Source organism: Streptosporangium sp. NPDC000396 (assembly GCF_042898655.1).
In the GTDB taxonomy this organism is placed as follows: Bacteria; Actinomycetota; Actinomycetes; order Streptosporangiales; family Streptosporangiaceae; genus Streptosporangium.
This window is the reverse complement of record NZ_JBIAZA010000019.1, coordinates 136,100-152,345: the sequence shown is the minus strand read 5'-3', so window position 1 is coordinate 152,345 and position 16,246 is coordinate 136,100. Positions and strand designations below refer to the sequence as shown.

Annotated in this window: 13 protein-coding genes; 9 read left to right on the top strand and 4 right to left on the bottom strand. The window is 70.3% G+C overall.

The genetic code is table 11. The features are described from left to right. Positions 1 to 197: 197 nt before the first annotated feature. On the top strand, positions 198 to 1,370 hold the full coding sequence (locus ACFY2X_RS28980) for an NYN domain-containing protein (protein ID WP_389943972.1): 1,173 nt from the start codon (positions 198 to 200) through the stop codon (positions 1,368 to 1,370). 50 nt (positions 1,371 to 1,420) lie between these two features. Here ACFY2X_RS28980 and ACFY2X_RS28975 read toward each other — a convergent pair whose 3' ends face one another. Continuing rightward, positions 1,421 to 2,368 carry a hypothetical protein gene (locus tag ACFY2X_RS28975; protein WP_389943969.1) on the bottom strand — a complete coding sequence of 316 codons (948 nt, stop codon included), beginning with the start codon at positions 2,366 to 2,368 and terminating at the stop codon, positions 1,421 to 1,423. Positions 2,369 to 2,377: 9 nt separating this feature from the next. Further along, positions 2,378 to 3,199, bottom strand: coding sequence for a hypothetical protein (locus ACFY2X_RS28970; protein ID WP_389943966.1), 822 nt, complete (start codon positions 3,197 to 3,199; stop codon positions 2,378 to 2,380). A gap of 156 nt (positions 3,200 to 3,355) precedes the next feature. On the opposite strand from ACFY2X_RS28970, the gene ACFY2X_RS28965 reads away from it, so the two are divergent. The 8 genes from ACFY2X_RS28965 (at position 3,356) to ACFY2X_RS28930 (ending at position 11,182) form a co-directional block, all read left to right on the top strand. Beyond that, on the top strand, positions 3,356 to 3,979 hold the full coding sequence (locus tag ACFY2X_RS28965; protein WP_389943964.1) for a response regulator: 624 nt from the start codon (positions 3,356 to 3,358) through the stop codon (positions 3,977 to 3,979). 6 nt (positions 3,980 to 3,985) lie between these two features. Further along, complete coding sequence (locus tag ACFY2X_RS28960; protein WP_389943962.1) at positions 3,986 to 5,083, top strand: hypothetical protein; 1,098 nt, start codon at positions 3,986 to 3,988, stop codon at positions 5,081 to 5,083. Continuing rightward, positions 5,080 to 6,174 (top strand): sensor histidine kinase, encoded by a 1,095-nt coding sequence (locus tag ACFY2X_RS28955; protein WP_389943959.1) that lies wholly within the window; start codon positions 5,080 to 5,082, stop codon positions 6,172 to 6,174. Before ACFY2X_RS28960 ends, ACFY2X_RS28955 begins: the two co-directional genes overlap by 4 nt. Before the next feature lie 32 nt (positions 6,175 to 6,206). After that, positions 6,207 to 6,554 carry a hypothetical protein gene (locus tag ACFY2X_RS28950; protein ID WP_389943956.1) on the top strand — a complete coding sequence of 116 codons (348 nt, stop codon included), beginning with the start codon at positions 6,207 to 6,209 and terminating at the stop codon, positions 6,552 to 6,554. Positions 6,555 to 6,771: 217 nt separating this feature from the next. Then, the gene (locus ACFY2X_RS28945) at positions 6,772 to 7,377 is read left to right on the top strand and encodes a DNA-binding response regulator (protein WP_389944093.1); all 606 of its coding nucleotides are present in this window, start codon (positions 6,772 to 6,774) and stop codon (positions 7,375 to 7,377) included. 7 nt (positions 7,378 to 7,384) lie between these two features. Beyond that, positions 7,385 to 9,289: a histidine kinase gene (locus tag ACFY2X_RS28940; RefSeq protein ID WP_389943953.1), complete on the top strand. Its 1,905-nt coding sequence runs from the start codon at positions 7,385 to 7,387 to the stop codon at positions 9,287 to 9,289. Between the two features lie 76 nt (positions 9,290 to 9,365). Next, positions 9,366 to 9,728: a nuclear transport factor 2 family protein gene (locus ACFY2X_RS28935; protein WP_389943950.1), complete on the top strand. Its 363-nt coding sequence runs from the start codon at positions 9,366 to 9,368 to the stop codon at positions 9,726 to 9,728. Between the two features lie 29 nt (positions 9,729 to 9,757). After that, on the top strand, positions 9,758 to 11,182 hold the full coding sequence (locus tag ACFY2X_RS28930; RefSeq protein ID WP_389943947.1) for an MFS transporter: 1,425 nt from the start codon (positions 9,758 to 9,760) through the stop codon (positions 11,180 to 11,182). A 178-nt stretch (positions 11,183 to 11,360) separates the two neighbouring features. Here ACFY2X_RS28930 and ACFY2X_RS28925 read toward each other — a convergent pair whose 3' ends face one another. Both ACFY2X_RS28925 and ACFY2X_RS28920 read right to left on the bottom strand, forming a co-directional pair. Continuing rightward, positions 11,361 to 11,993, bottom strand: coding sequence for a two-component system response regulator (locus ACFY2X_RS28925; RefSeq protein WP_389943944.1), 633 nt, complete (start codon positions 11,991 to 11,993; stop codon positions 11,361 to 11,363). Positions 11,994 to 11,996: 3 nt separating this feature from the next. Further along, on the bottom strand, positions 11,997 to 16,172 hold the full coding sequence (locus tag ACFY2X_RS28920; protein WP_389943941.1) for a HAMP domain-containing protein: 4,176 nt from the start codon (positions 16,170 to 16,172) through the stop codon (positions 11,997 to 11,999). Positions 16,173 to 16,246 lie beyond the last annotated feature (74 nt).

Sequence of the window (16,246 nt, the reverse complement as noted above, 5' to 3'; positions counted from 1 at the left end):
TTTATGAAGGGGACAAACTGGTACGGTCTGCGTGAACGCTCCGGCGTATGGTCAGGCGCAGGTCGAATCGTCGGGATTCACCCTCGGACGATCAGCTGCTTGACTACCCTGAGGGAGGGCCGCCGGTCTGGTCTCTCAGGAGAGTTTCAGGCTTGTCTGAGCCGACAGGCCGGGCCACGTAGGAAGGGCGGTGTCGCGTGGATCGCTGCGCGCTGTTCGTGGACGCTGGCTACCTGCTGGCTGACGGCGCGATGGCCGTGCATGGGACCCGCCATCGCGAAGCGGTCTCCTGGGACTACCCGGGACTGTTCACGTTGCTCGGCAACCTGTCCAAGGAACGCACCGGGCTGCCGTTGCTGCGGTGCTACTGGTACGAGGCGACCGTCGAAGGCCGCCGCACCCCCGAGCACGACGCGCTGGCCGACATCCCCGGCCTCAAGCTCCGGCTGTCGCGCATCCGTCCCGGCCGCCGCGAGGGCGTCGACGCCCAGGTCCACCGCGACCTGATGACGCTCGCCCGCAACAACGCCGTCTGCGACGCGGTCGTGGTCAGCGGTGACGAGGATCTGGCGCAGGTGGTCTGTGATGCCCAGGACCTCGGCATCCGCGTCACCGTCGTGCACATCGCCGCCGACGGCAGCTGGGCGGTGTCCCGCTCGCTCCGCCAGGAGTGCGACGACCTGATCGAGATCGGCGGCAGCCACCTGCGGTCGTACGTCAGCCTGGTCAGCGGCGCGGGGGAGTCGCCCGCCCTGAGCAACGGCCACCAGCCGGTCGGCAACGGCCAGACCACCGTCGCTCTCAGCAACGGCTCCCCGCCCACCGGCCCCATCCCCCTCGTCCAGGCTCCCCGCGCGACCCCTTCGGCTTCCACCTCCCAGCCCACGCTGCCGTCCTATCCCGGCTACACCCAGGAGCCCCCGGCGGCCCCGGCCTCTCCGCAACCGCCGGCGACTCCGGCTCCGCCGCCGGCCGTCCCCGGCAGTCCGACCGGCCCGCTGCCGGCCGCTTCGCCGTACGCGTCGGGCAACACCGGCGTGCCCGGCTACCAGTCACCGCTCGGCGCCTACACCGGCCCCCAGGCGGCCCCGGTGCCCATCCAGAACACGGCCGCCAGCGGCACGACCACCCTCTCCGACGCCGTCAAGGCCGCCCACAAGGAAGGCCACGACTTCGGCGAGTCCGTCGCCAAGGACGCCCCGGCCCTGTGGCTGGAGGCCGTGCTCGCCCGCAAGCCCCGCATGCCCTCCGATCTGGAGGCCCGCCTCCTCCAGGGCTCCTCTCTCCCGATCGACTTCCTGCTGCACGACGAGGTCCGTCACGCCCTCCGCCGGGGCTTCTGGGACGCCCTGGAGCGCGCCCGCCGCTAGGTGTCGTCCAACCCGGTCGCCCCGGCCCGCACCGGGCCGGGGCCGGTCGCTCACAGGTTCGTCTGGGCCCAGGGGATCGACTTGAACCAGATCTTCGGGATCCAGCTCGGCAGATTGGCGTTGACGGCCACCGAGGTGATCACCCGGTTCTTCGAGGGACCCGGCTTGGGCAACGCGGCGCCGTACGCGCTGAGCACCCGGTACGTGTGGTCCATGCAGTTGTTGGTGAACAGCGTGTATCCGAGCTTCATGGTGGCCTGCGCGGCTTCGCGCGCCGCCCCCGCGTCCCACGAGGAGACCTTGCCGCACTTGTAGGTGGTGTAGGCGTTGGTCGAGTGACCGCCCGAGCGGAACTCGCGCAGCATGTCGTCACGCGTCCCCGAGCCGCTCCAGGCCCCGTTGTCCGCTCCCGCCTTGATGGCGAACTTGGCCGTGGGGTTCTCGGTCGACCCGTAGACGTAGACGCCGTCGCCCGCCCTGTAGCCCCAGCCCACATGGCCGAGGGAGAGCTTTCCGCCGGGCAGGTCGACCGAGGCGCCCTTCGGGGCCAGGAAGACACACGCCTCCCCGGCGGTCCCTTTCCTGCCGGGCTCGTCCGCACCGGTGTCCGGCGGCTGGGTACGGCCGGGTTCCTCGGGTCGTTTGCGGCCTTGGTCGCATTCGGGGACCTGGTCGGTGATGTCGCCGCCGGTGTCGAGCCATACGTCGGGGATGTAGCCGGTGCGGCCGTCGATGTGGGTGTAGTTCCAGTAGGGGTTGGTGCCGCCCCAGCCGGAGATGTTCTGGCTGCCGCGGACGTAGCAGCTGACGGTGCCCTGGTGTCCGGTGGGGATGCGGGTGGGGACGGGTGAGTCGGTGCGGGGTTCGGCTCGCAGGCCCACGTCCGGTACGGCCCGCACGACGCCGGTCACGCTGTCGGCGCTCGCGCTCGACTGACCGGCGAGCGCGGCTGCCAACGGGAGCAGCGCGACGACGAGGACGGCTCGCTTCCAGAACATGATCTTCTCCTAGGACTTCCACGGCAGGGAACCGAACCAGCGGACCGGTGCCCACGCGGGCACCTCGTCCGAGATCGGCCTGCGGTCGGAGGGGGTGATGGGGGCGGGCACGGCCGCGCCGTAGGCGTCGAGGATGCGGTAGGCGTGATCCATGGAGTTGTTGGTGCGCACGTCGTAGCCGGCGTGCCGGACCTTCTCGATGGTGCCGAGCACGGCGCGGGCGTCGCGCCCTTCGGCGGAGGTGCACTTGAAGCGGGGCCCGGTGTTCCACGCGCGATTGAAGTCGTCGATCATCTCGCGCCAGCTTCCCGACCGCATCCACAGCCCGCTGCTCTCGGTGGCGCCGTAGTAGAACCGTCCGTTGCCCGGATCCTTGAAGCCCCAGCCGACCCTGCCGAGTCTCATCCGGCCGGCGGCCACCGGCTCTCCCTGCGGATTGAGGAGCACACAGGCCTGGCCGGGTTCCTCGGGTCGTTTGCGGCCTTGGTCGCATTCGGGGACCTGGTCGGTGATGTCGCCGCCGGTGTCGAGCCATACGTCGGGGATGTAGCCGGTGCGGCCGTCGATGTGGGTGTAGTTCCAGTAGGGGTTGGTGCCGCCCCAGCCGGAGATGTTCTGGCTGCCGCGGACGTAGCAGCTGACGGTGCCCTGGTGTCCGGTGGGGATGCGGGTGGGGACGGGTGAGTCGGCGCGGGGTTCGGCTCGCAGGCCCACGTCCGGTACGGCCCGCACGACGCCGGTCACGCTGTCGGCGCTCGCGCTCGACTGACCGGCGAAGACCGTGGCCGTGGGGAGCAGGGTGAGCACGATGGCCGTTCGCTTCCAGAACATCGTCTCTCCTGGGGAAAGGGGGTGATCGGTACAGATCTTTTATGGCATCTGCCTACGTCGGGCTGACAGTCGTGAAATCCGGGGACAAAGGGGGGACACGCTTCCTTGATCACGGCAGAATGTGTGTCAGTGATCGTTTGCTCGAGGGGCCGAAACGTGATCAAGCTCGCGGTGGTGGACGACCATCCCTTCATGCGGGAGGGCATCGTCAGGTTCTTCGAGCAGTCCACCGAGGTGACCGTCGTCGCCGGCGCGCCCACCGCCGAAGGTCTGCCGGATGAGCTGGACGTGCTCCTGCTCGACCTCTATCTGGAGAACGGCAGGCCGTCGATCCCGCAGATCCAGCAGTGGTCGGCCACGGTCAGGGTGCTGGTCATGTCGGTCTCGGGCGAGCAGGCCGACGTGGTGGCCGCGATCCAGGCGGGCGCCTCCGGCTACCTCACCAAGAGCTCCGAGCCCGCCGAGTTTCACGCCGCCGTGGTCTCGGTGGCCGCGGGCGGGTTCGTGCTCGGCAGCGGCCTGGCCGGGATCCTGCACGGCCAGCTCGCCGCCCCCGCCTCGCCGCTGGCCGGCAGGCCCGAGCTGTCTCCGCGTGAGAAGGAGGTGCTGGCGCACCTGGCCAAGGGGCGCACCAGGCGGCAGACCGCCACCAGGATGGGCGTGGCGGAGTCGACGGTGGACACGCTGGTCAAACGCATCAGGGTGAAGCTCGGCCTGGGCAACCTCGCCGATCTCGTGCGCGCCGCTCACGAGCTGGGCCTGCGCCCGCCGGAAGAGTGAGCGGCGGTGGGCGAGGCGGGCGGTGGGGCGGCGGCGGAGCGGTGGCTGCTGATGGCCTTCAGCGTGATCAGAGCCGCCGCGGCGGTGATGCTCACCATCATGGCGGCGAGCGGTGAGCGGCACTGGCTGATGGCGGTGGCGTTGGCCGAGAGCGCGGTGCTGGTGGCGTGGGCATGGCGGTCGGGCAGGGTGCCGCGGAGCCGGGTGGTGTTCGCCGACGGCGCCTTCCTCGGCGCGGTCATGCTGGCCGTGCTGGTGACGACGGCGCGAGACGGGGCGTGGGACAACTGGCCCTTCGACTACGGCGTCTCCTTCTCCCTCGGCCTCGGCCTGGCCGGCGGCAGGTGGCGGGTGTCGCTGCCCGCCCTCGCGCCGGTGCTGGCGGTGGTCGCCGCGGCCTCGCCCGTGACCGGGCATCCGATCGGGTTCGCCGCCTTCGACCTGGCCACGCTCACCGTCAACACGGCGGTGGGCACGCTCGTCGCGGGAGCCGTACGGCGCAGGGGAGCCGAGGCCGACGCCGCCAGAGAGGCGGCGGTGACCGCGGAGGCCGAGGCCGCGGTGGAGCGGGAGCGGGCGGCGCACGCGCGGGTCATCCACGACCAGGTCCTGCAGACCCTCGAACTGCTCAGCCAGGACGGCAGGGTCGCCGACGCGGACCTGCGCGGCAGCGTCCGCGCGGAGGCAGGGCGGCTGCGTGAGCTCATCGCCACCGGCCCGGCGAGGGCGGCGGAAGCGCGGCAGGGCGCAGGCGGGACGGCGGGCGTGTCCGGAACCGGGGTGGCGGGCGTTTCCGGGGCGGAGGGACTCCGGCGCGCGGTGGACCGGGCCCGCGGGCTCGGGGTCAACGTCGATCTCACCGTTGAGCCCACCGTGACCGGCGCGGGAGCCGAGAAGGCCGCCGCCGCGGTCGAGAGCTACCTGGCGGGTCTGGCCGGACGGCGCGGCAGGGTCGTGATCTACGCCGAGGAGGAGCCGGGCTGCCTGATCCTCACCATCACCCACCCCGGGCCGCCCGCCGCCGGGCCGTACCCCGAGGGCGCGGAGGTGCTTTTCACCGCGGGCGAGGGCACCGAGTTCGAGCTCAGGGTGGCCGTGCCATGAGCGCGCGCCTGGGCAGGCAGGGCACCGAGCATTCGCTGATGCTCGCCTTCGCCGCCCTCAGGGTGGGGTACGGCGTGCAGCTGCTGGTGACGTTCGCGGGGGGACGCTTCGAGTGGCTGGACCCGCTGCTCGGCGTCGCCGCGGTGGAAGCGGCCGTGCTGGTGGGCTGGACGATGCGCCACAGGGCGCTGCGTCCCGCGTGGGCATTCGTCGCCGACGCGCTCCTGGTCGCGGCCCTCGCCCTGGGAGCCGCGCACGGCGCGGGTCTCTCGTGGGCCTACCCCTATTCCTATGTGGTCGTCGTCGGCGCGGGGCTGGCGCTGCGGCCCGCCGCGTTGCTGTTCTCCTCGATCATCCCGCTGATCCTGGCCGTGGCCGTGACCACGCCCGTGCCCGGCGAGCGTCAGGTCATCATGGCCAGCCTGCCGCTCATGGCGGCCGTGTCCTGGTACGCGGCGCGGGCGCTCAGAGCCCAGGCCGACGCGGTCGACTCGGCCAGGCAGGCCGCCGTGCGCGCCGCCGCCGAACTGGCCCGCCAGGACGAGCGGGCCGCCCACGCCAGACTGCTCAGCGAGCGGGTGCTGCACCTGTTCGACCAACTCGGCGAGGAGCGGCGGGTGCCCGATGCGCGGCTGCGCGCCCACGTGGCCGAGCGGGCCGCCTGGCTACGTCGCTACCTGGAGGAGGGCGAGGGCCGCGACACGCTCGCCGAGGCCGTACGGCACGCCGAGTCGCTGGGCCTGGAGGTCGAGTCGCTCCTGCCGCCCGGCCTGCGTGTGCCCGCCGCGGTGGCGGGAGCCGTACGGGAGGCCCTGGTCAACGTGGCCAAGCACGCGGGAATCTCCCGTGCGCGGGTGACCGGGCTCGTCCAGGAGGGCCGTCTGGTGGTGCGGGTCAGCGACGAGGGGCGCGGTTTCTCGCCGGAGCGCGGCCACGGCTTCGGCCTCAGGGAGTCGGTCACCGGCAGGATCGAGGCCGCAGGCGGCACCGTCACCGTCACCTCCCACCCGGGACGCGGCACCTGTGTGGAGATCACGCTCGCGCTGTCCCCGGAATCGGGGACAGACGCCGTCCTCCCCGACCCTGCATGATCTCTGGTATGGCACCGGCGACGGGAGGTCTCATGAGCCGGAGGGAAGGGGTGCTGCGGAGAGTTCTGGAGCTCCAGGCCCTCGCGGAGCGCGAGTTCGACCGTGGTGACTGGAAGGCCGCCCTGGACGCCGGCACCGAGTCGATCGTGTTGTTGCGCGGGCTGACTCCACCCGAGAGCGGGACCTTGGCGGGCGCGCTCGACCTGGCGGCCCGCTGCCTGCTCGCTCTCGGCAGGGCGGGTGAGGCGCTGCCACTGGCCCGCGAGGCGGTCGGCCTGAGCGATCCCGCGGACGACGCGCGGCCGTCCCGCGCGCGGACGCTCGCCGCCTGCCGCCGCAGCCTTGACCGTGACGATGGCGTCGGCATCCAGCAGCCTTGACCGTGACGATGGCGTCGGCATCCAGCAGCCAAAGCACCGCTCAACGGCATAGGCCCGTCCCTGTCCGCCCACCCCGATGTGGATGGGCCGTCGGCGGCTTTCAGCCATGAATCTGCGACATTTGCCGCTTTTTATCTTGCAAGGGCAGAATGATAAAGAAGTCACATACTGTGGCTGGCGGTCCTCTTCTACACCGATGAGGTGATTGGTGAGCACAGTGCTCCGGGTCCTGCTGGCTGAGGACATGCACATGATCCGGGGCGCGCTGGTGTCACTCCTGGAGGATGAACCCGACATCACCGTGGTCGCCGAGGTCGCCACCGGTGACGCCGTCCTTCCGGCGGCGCTGGAGCACCGGCCCGACGTGGCGATCGTGGACTTCGACCTGCCGGAGCGGAACGGGCTGGAGGCGTCCGCCGAGCTCCACGAACATCTGCCCGAGTGCCGGACCCTGATCCTCACCGGAATCGGCCGTCCTGGCATCCTGCGGCGGGCGCTCGCCGCCCAGGTGGACGGGTTCATGCTCAAGGACGCGCCGCCGGACCGGCTGGCGGAGGCGGTACGGCGGGTCGCGGCCGGAGAGAGGGTCATCGACCCCAAGCTCGCCGCAGCCACCCTGAGCCTGCCGGAATGCCCCCTGACCATGCGGGAGGCGGATGTGCTGCGCCGGGTCGCCGAGGGGGACGAACCTGGGGAGATCGCGGCGAGGCTGCACCTGTCGACTGGAACGGTCCGCAATTACCTCACGTCCGTGGTGCTGAAACTGAACGCCCGCAACAAACTGGACGCGGTCCGGATCGCCCGCGAAGCCGACTGGATCTGACCCCTCGATGAGCTCCGTTCCAGGGCGCGCCAGGATACCGGCGACGCCTCGCACGGCGAACATCTTCGTGCTGGCCAACCTCGCGGTCCTGGAGATGCTCACCCTGGGCAACCTGATCGTCCCGCGCCCGCACGTGGACAAGTGGGCGGCGCCGTACCTGCTGTGGGTGGCGGCGATGTGCGCCGGACCGGTCGTGCAGGTGTTCGTCTCGCTGCCGCGCCTGGCATGGATACGGGAGCGGTACGGCAGGCGGCTCTTCCTGCTGGACCTGCTGATCGCCTACGCCCCGGTGCTGTCACCGCTGCGCCTGCACGCGTGCGCGGGATTCCCGATGGCGACCACGCTGATCGTGTTCTCCGGCCGGACCCGATGGCTGCTGATGTCCCTGCAGGTCACCGCGGCCGCCGCGGTCGAGCTGTGCTTCTGGCCCGCCAACAGCCTCGGCAAACCGCACGACTACGTCCTGTACTGGCTGGTGGACGCGGGGTCCGTCTGCCTGGAGGTGTACGGGGTCACCCGGTTCGCCCAGGTGATGACGGCGCTGCACGGGACACGCCGGGAAGTGGGCCTGACCAGCCTCGCGGCGGAGCGGCTGCGGGCCGGGCGCGACGTGCACGACCTGCTGGGGTTCAGCCTGACGGCGATCACCCTGAAGCTGGAGGTCGCGCGGCGGGCCCTGCGCGGGAAACGGCGCGCGACCGAGGAACTGGCGGAGGCCGCCACGCTGACGGGACGGGCGCTCGCCGAGGCGCGGACCGTCGGGGCGGGCGAGCCGCTGACATCGCTGGCGGCCGAGACGACGTCGGCGCGGACCGTGCTGGCCTGGGCGGGGATCGACGTGCACGTCACGGCCGCCGCCCTGCCGTGCGGGTCCGACGTGGACACCACGCTGGCCCTGGTGTTGCGGGAGGCGGTCACCAACACACTCCGGCACAGCGCGGCGACGCAGTGCTCGATCACGGTGACGGCGTCCGGCGGCGCGGCACGTCTGCGGGTCGTCAACGACGGAGCGGGACGGCGCCCGGCCGAGGGCGGCGCCGGGGGCAGCGGACTACGCGGTCTTCACGGCCGGGTGGCCGCCGCCGGAGGCGAGATCAGCACCTCGCGGGAGGGCGACCGGTTCACCCTGACCGCCACGGTTCCCCTGGTCCGCGCCCGGCGCCTCCAGCTGTCGTGGGCGACCTCCTGGGCGACCGTCATCCTGGTGCTCCTGCACACGATGTGGTTCCTCGACCCGTTCTACTGGATGCGAACTCCACCCGGCACGGCGGCACACGAGGTGATCAGCACGATCGTCGAGTTGGCGTTGCTGATCCACCTGAGCCGGCCGAGGCCGGAAGGAAGACGGCCCCGGCTGCGCTGGCCCGCCTTCGGCGCCCTCGTGCTCGTCGGGGGGGTCATGCCGTACGTGGAGTTCTGGGGCGGCATCGCGAGCTCTTCGATGATCGCGGCGGCGACGCTCACCGTCGTGCGGGGCCGTGTCGCGTGGCTGTTCTTCGGGGCGGCCCTGTTCATCTCGCTGCCTTTCGGCAGCCATGCGGCCCCTGACTCTCCCGTGGACGTGGCCCTGATCGCCACGGAAATCATCGTGGTCGGCTACTTCGCGATGCTCGACTACGGACTTTTCCAGCTGGCCTGGCTGGTCAGGGAACTGACCGAGGCGCGGACCGAGCTGGCCAGGGTGACGGCTCTGCGGGAGCGGCTGCGGTTCGGACGGGACCTGAACGACCGGCTCGGCTCCGGCCTGTTCGCGATCAGCCGCCTGCTCGAAACCGCCCGCGACCTGGAAGCGGAGCGCCCCGAGGTCGCAGAGGAGGAGCTCGCCGAGGCGCTGCGGCTGGTCAGAGAGCTCTCCGACGACGTCAGAGCCATCGCACATGGTGATCATGAAAAAATCATGTCGCACGGGTGAACCCAGGCACTGACGCCGGCGACGCGATCGGCGAAGACTCATGGCCGTACCCCTTCCTGCGAACAAAGGAAACGCCATGAGCGACATCAAGAAGATCGTCACCCGCTACCTGGACCTGTGGAACGAGCAGGACCCGGCGATCCGCCGCGCGGCCATCGAGGAGATCTTCACCGCGGACGCCACCTACACCGACCCGCTGGCGGCGGTGGCCGGACACGACGGCATCGACGCCCTCATCGCGGGCGCCCAGGCCCAGTTCCCCGGCTTCGGCTTCCGCCAGCTCGGCGAGGCGGACGCCCACCACGACATCGTCCGCTTCACCTGGGAGCTCGGCCCCGAGGGAGTGGAGGCACCGGTGGCCGGCTTCGACGTCGCGGTGCTGGACGACGAGGGCCGGATCCGCGCCGTCCACGGCTTCCTCGACAAGGTCCCGGCCTGACGCCTGGTTCGTCGTACAGGAGATCGAGCATGTCCCACACCCTTTCTCCCGTGTCGGCGCCGCAGGTGGCGTCACCGCCCCGCCTGCTGCTTCCCGTCGTGATGTCGGCCACGTTCATGACCTCGCTGGACTTCTTCATCGTGAACGTGGCCGTCCCCTCCATCCAGCGCGATCTCGGCGCGGGGGACTCGGCGATCCAGTGGGTGGTCGCCGGGTTCGGATTGGCGATCGCCGCCGCTCTCATCACGGCGGGGAGGCTCGGTGACCTGTACGGCCAGCGCCGGGTCTTCGCCGTCGGCCTCGCCCTGTTCACGCTGGCCTCACTGGCCTGCGGCCTGGCTCCCACCCCGGGGATCCTCGTGGCGGCCCGCGTCGCCCAGGGCGTGTCGGCGGCGCTCATCACCCCTCAGGTGCTGGCCATCCTGCGGACCTCCTACCAGGGGGTCGCGCAGGCCCGCACGTTCAGCCTCTACGGGTTGATCATGGGAATCGGGGCGGTGTTCGGCCAGCTCATCGGCGGTTTGCTGATCAAGGCGAACCTGTTCGGCTGGGACTGGCGAACCTGCTTCCTGATCAATCTTCCCTTCGGGGCCGCCGCCCTGGCGCTGGTCGGCAGGGCGGTCCCCGCCTCGAAGCCGGCCGGGACCGCCCGGCTGGACCTGCCCGGTGTCGTCCTGATCACGGGTGCCCTGATCGCGCTCACGCTGCCGATCATCCAGGGCCGCGAGCAGGGCTGGCCGGTGTGGACGTGGGCGGCCATGGCCGGCTCACTCGTCCTGTTCGCCGCCTTCGCCGCCTACCAGCTCAGGCTGGGCCGCGGTGGCGGAGCGCCACTGGTCGACATGAGCCTGTTCGGCGAGCGGGCCTTCAGTGCGGGGCTGCTGGCGCAGATCACCTTCTGGATGGGGCAGGCCTCCTACTTCCTCATCCTGGCCCTCACCCTCCAGGTGGGCCGGGGCCAGTCGGCGCTGGAGTCGGGCCTGCTGTTCGTGTCGATCGGCGCCGGGTTCATGATCACTTCTTCCCGGGCACACCGGCTGACCGCCAGGCTCGGCACCCAGGTGATCTCGGTGGGCGCGCTGGTCATGATCGCGGGGCTGGCGCTGCAGTACGCCGTGGTGGACGAGGGCGTCTGGTGGCTGAGTCCGGGCATGTTCGTCGACGGGCTCGGCATGGGCATGGCGATCGCCCCGCTGACCAGCACGGTCGTCACCCGGGTGAGCCCGCGGCATGCGGGGGCCGCGGCCGGGGTACTGTCCACCGCCCAGCAGGTCGGCGCCGCGCTCGGCGTGGCCCTGATCGGCGTCGTGTTCTACGACGCCCTGGGCACCCCGGTCGCGCCTGACCGGTTCCCCCACGCATTCCGGGGCAGCGTGGTGGTCCTGATCGCCGTCGAGTTGCTGCTCGCGATCCTCATCCAGTTGCTCCCGCGAAGGAGCGAGGCACAGGAATAGGACACCGTAGGCGTCACCGTCCTGAGCACATGCGATCCCCGGTGGCGCCCCGCAAAAGGGGACACGCGGCGAGGGCACTCCCGGCCTGACATTGAGATCTGTGGGGATGAGCGGTCTTGGGCACCGCTCATCCCCACAGCTCATGGAAGGCCCTGCCTTCGGAGCCCGGCGTGCCGGGTCAGGTGAGGGCGTCGAGGCCGGCGCGGAGGTGGCTGAGGCGGTGAGCGAGGTCTGTCAGAGGGCCCGTGAGGCTCGGGTCGTTGGCCTTGCGAGCCAGCTCGCTGACCCGGGCGAGCTCGTCCTCGACCGCGGTGAGACGCCTGGACAGCTCGGGGAGCACGGCCGCGTGGCTGGCGTCGTCACCGGGGGGCAGCTCGGCGGCGAGGCGCTCGCGGAGCATGGAGGCCTGCTCGGCCAGGCGGCGGTTCATGTTGTAGAGCTCGACGAACACCGCGACCTTGGCGCGGAGCACCCAGGGGTCGAACGGCTTGGTGAGATAGTCGACGGCACCGGCGGCGTAGCTGCGGAAGGCGTAGTCGGGAGCGCTGTCGACCACCGTCAGGAAGATGATCGGGATGGTGCGGGTCCGTTCGCGGCGCTTGATGTGGGCGGCGGTCTCGAACCCGTCCATGCCGGGCATGCGCACATCCAGCAGGATCAGCGCGAACTCCGTGTTGAGCAGCGCCTTCAACGCCTCTTCGCCCGACCGGGCTCGCACGGGCACCAGATCGAGCGAGCTGAGGATGGCTTCGAGCGCGATCAGGTTCTCCTCCCGGTCGTCCACCAGGAGGATCTTGGCTCGATCCGGCATCGATCACGCCCCTTCGTGTGAGTCGCCGGCCGACTTGCCCCGGGTGAGCCAGCCGCGCAACCGTTCCAGCAGGCGGTCGACGTCCACGGGCTTGGGCACGTAGTCGGAGGCTCCGGAGGCGATGCTCTTCTCCCGATCTCCCCGCATGACCTTAGCGGTAAGCGCGATGATCGGCAGCTCGGCGAACTGCGGCATCTGGCGGATCGCGGATGTGGTGGCCCAGCCGTCCATCTCCGGCATCATGATGTCCATCAGGACGAGGGCGACGTCTTCGTTGCGCTCCAGCTGCTCGATGCCCTCACGGCCGTTCTCGGCGTAGACGACCGTGGAGCCGTACCGTTCGAGCACGCTGGTCAGGGCGAACACGTTGCGGATGTCGTCGTCGACGATCAGGATCTTGGCCCCGGTGAGCGGGTCTTCACCCTTCCACGGCTGAACCTCGTCCTGCGGGAAGTGCGAGACCGGCATCTCCTCCGGCATGGGGATCTCCGGCAGCTCGTCGCTCTCCTCCAGCACCCCGACGAGCATCTGGTTGCGGGGGGAGGAGCTCGACGTGGCCGCCCCGCCGTCGCGCGAGGCCAGCGGGCCGCCGTAGGACGGCGGCAGGTAAAGGGTGAAGGTGCTTCCCTGGCTCACCTCGCTGACGACGTGGATCTCGCCGCCGAGCAGGCGGGCGATCTCGCGGCAGATCGACAGGCCCAGGCCCGTCCCGCCGTACTTGCGGCTGGTGGTGCCGTCGGCCTGGCGGAACGCCTCGAAGATGACCTCCAGCTTGTCCGCGGCTATGCCGATGCCGGTGTCCACCACCTCGAAGGCGAGGATGCCGTCGGCGCCGCGCAGGGTGTCGTCGACGAAGGCCACGGCACGCCGGGCGTGGAGCACGCGTAGCCGTACCTCACCCTTGGGGGTGAACTTGATCGCGTTGGAGAGCAGGTTGCGCAGCACCTGCTGGAGGCGCTGCTCGTCGGTGCGGAGCTCCTGCGGGACCGACGTGTCCACCTCGACCGCGAACGACAGCCCCTTGTCCTGGGCCACGGGGGCGAAGGTGGCCTCCAGGTAGTCGACGAGCTTGGGCAGGGAGATCTGCTGCGGGTGGATGTCCATCCGCCCGGCCTCGACCTTGGACAGGTCGAGGATGTCGTTGATCAGCTGGAGCAGGGCCGAACCGGCGCCGTGGATGGTCCTGGCGAACTCCACCTGCTGGACGGTGAGGTTGCCCTCGGCGTTCTCAGTGAGCAGCTTGGCCAGCACCAGGAGGCTGTTCAGCGGGGTGCGCAGCTCGTGGGACATGTTGGCCAGGAACTCGGACTTGTAGCGCGAGGAGACCGCGAGCTGCTCGGCGCGCTCCTCCAACGTACGGCGGGCCTGCTCGATCTGGAAGTTCTGGATCTCGATGGCCCGGTTCTGCTTGGCCAGCAGCGCGGCCTTGTCCTCCAGTTCGGCGTTGGAGCGGCGCAGCTCCTCCTGCTGGCGCTGGAGCTCGTCGGAGCGCTCCTGCAGCTCGGTGGTGAGGCGCTGGGACTCGGTCAGGAGGTCCTGGGTGCGGGAGTTGGCGATGATCGTGTTCATCGTGACGCCGATGGTCTCGACGAGCTGGGTCATGAAGTCGTGGTGGACCTCGCGGAAGGGGCTGAACGAGGCCAGTTCCACGACGCCGAGAACCTGGGTCTCGAACAGGATCGGCAGCACGACGATCTGGGCCGGGGTGGAGGAGCTGAGGCCGGTGTCCACGGTGAGATATTCCGAGGGGACGCTCTCCAGGACGATCCGCTTGCCCTCAAGCGCGGCCTGCCCCACGATCCCCTCGCCGGTCGCGAAGCGTTGCCGGATCCTGGAACCGGGGCGGGCGCCGTATCCGGCGATCAGGTGGAGGTCGTGGTCGCCGGTGGGCTCGGCCAGGTAGAAGGCACCGTAGTGGGCGGAGACCAGCGGAGTCAGCTCACTCATGATCAGCCTGGCGACCTCCATCAGGTCGCGGTGGCCCTGCATGAGGCGGGAGACCCGGGCCAGGTTGGACTTCAGCCAGTCTTGCTCCTGGTTGGCCTTGGTGGTGGCGCGGAGCACGGACACCATCGTGTTGATGTTGTCCTTCAGCTCGCCGATCTCGCCCTCGGCGTCGACGGTGATCGAGCGGGTCAGATCGCCGGTGGCGACGGCGGTGGTGACCTCGGCGATGGCACGGACCTGGGTGGTGAGGCGGCCCGCCAGGTCGTTCACGTTCTCGGTGAGCCGCTTCCAGATGCCCTCGGCGCCCTCCACCCGGGCCTGACCTCCCAGCTTGCCCTCGGATCCGACCTCGCGGGCGACGCGGGTGACCTCGGAGGCGAAGGAGGAGAGCTGGTCGACCATGGTGTTGATCGTGGTCTTCAGGGCCAGGATCTCGCCCTGCGCGTTCACGTCGATCTTGCGGGTCAGGTTGCCGTTGGCGACGGCGGTGGTGACCTCGGCGATGTTGCGCACCTGGTAGGTCAGGTTGTTGGCCATCGAGTTGACGTTGTCGGTGAGGTCTTTCCAGACGCCGGAGACGCCCCGGACGCGGGCCTGGCCGCCGAGCTGGCCTTCGGTGCCGACCTCGCGGGCGACGCGGGTGACCTCGTCGGCGAACATCGACAGCTGGTCGACCATGGTGTTGAGGGTGTCTTTGAGCTGGAGTATCTCGCCCTGGGCGTCCGCGGTGATCTTCTTCGACAGGTTGCCCTGGGCCACCGCGGTGGACACCGCCGCGATCTGCCGGACCTGGGTCGTCAGGTTGTTGGCCATGACGTTGACGTTGTCGGTGAGGTCTTTCCAGGTGCCGGACACCCCGCGCACCTGCGCCTGGCCGCCGAGCTGGCCTTCCGATCCGACCTCGCGGGCGACCCGGCTCACCTCGGAGGCGAAGGAGGAGAGCTGGTCGACCATGGTGTTGATCGTGGTCTTCAGGGCCAGGATCTCGCCCTGCGCGTCCACGTCGATCTTGCGGGTCAGGTCGCCGTTGGCGACGGCGGTGGTGACCTCGGCGATGTTGCGCACCTGGTAGGTCAGGTTGTTGGCCATCGAGTTGACGTTGTCGGTGAGGTCTTTCCAGACGCCGGAGACGCCCCGGACGCGGGCCTGGCCGCCGAGCTGACCTTCGGTGCCGACCTCGCGGGCGACGCGGGTGACCTCGTCGGCGAACAACGACAGCTGGTCGACCATGGTGTTGAGGGTGTCTTTGAGCTGGAGTATCTCGCCCTGGGCGTCCGCGGTGATCTTCTTCGACAGGTCGCCCTGGGCCACCGCGGTGGACACCGCCGCGATGGCGCGGACCTGGGTCGTCAGGTTGCCCGCCATGACGTTGACGTTGTCGGTGAGGTCTTTCCACACGCCCGACACCCCGCGCACCTGCGCCTGGCCGCCGAGCTGGCCCTCGGTGCCGACCTCGCGGGCGACGCGGGTGACCTCTTCGGCGAACGCGGAGAGCTGGTCGACCATCGTGTTCACGGTGTTCTTCAGCTCGAACATCTCGCCGACGGCGTCGACGGTGACCTTGCGGCTCAGGTCGCCCCTCGCGACGGCCGTGGTCACCAGCGCGATGTCACGGACCTGCGCGGAGACGCGGCTGGACATGGTGTTCACGGCCTCGGTGAGGTCGCGCCAGCTTCCCGCCATGCCCCGCACGTTCGCCCGGCCGCCCAGACGGCCTTCGGTGCCGACCTCGCGGGCCACGCGCGTCACCTCGGAGGTGAACAGGGAGAGCTGGTCGACCATGCCGTTGATCGCCTTGCCGAGGCGGCGCACCTCGCCCCGCGCGCTGCGATCGAGATCGATCCGCCGGGAGAGGTCTCCCTTGGCGACCGCGTCGATCACGTCCGCGGCACCGCTGACCGGCGCGATCAGGGCGTCGATCAGGGCGTTCACCGAGTCGACGCTCTCGGCCCAGGAGCCCACGCCGGGGCCCGGGGCGAGGCGTTCGCCGAACCGGCCCTCCCGCACGACCTCGCGGCGGACGCGGTGGAGCTCGTTGGCCAGGTGCTCGCGCCGGTCGGCGACTTCGTTGAGCAGGAGCCGGATCTCGCTCAGAATTCCCGGTGGGGCGTGCGGCACCCGTCGGCGGAAATCACCGTCGCGCCAGGTGATGAGCGTCTGAAGAATGGGTTTCAGATCCGATTCGCTGTAACGTCGCTCCTCGACGCCGGACACGGTTTTGGCCGTGGTCATAAGACCTCCTTGACTCCCGGGGGCGCATCCGTGAGTCATCCCAGTCTGTCACGGTGCGCAACCCGTAGTCCCAC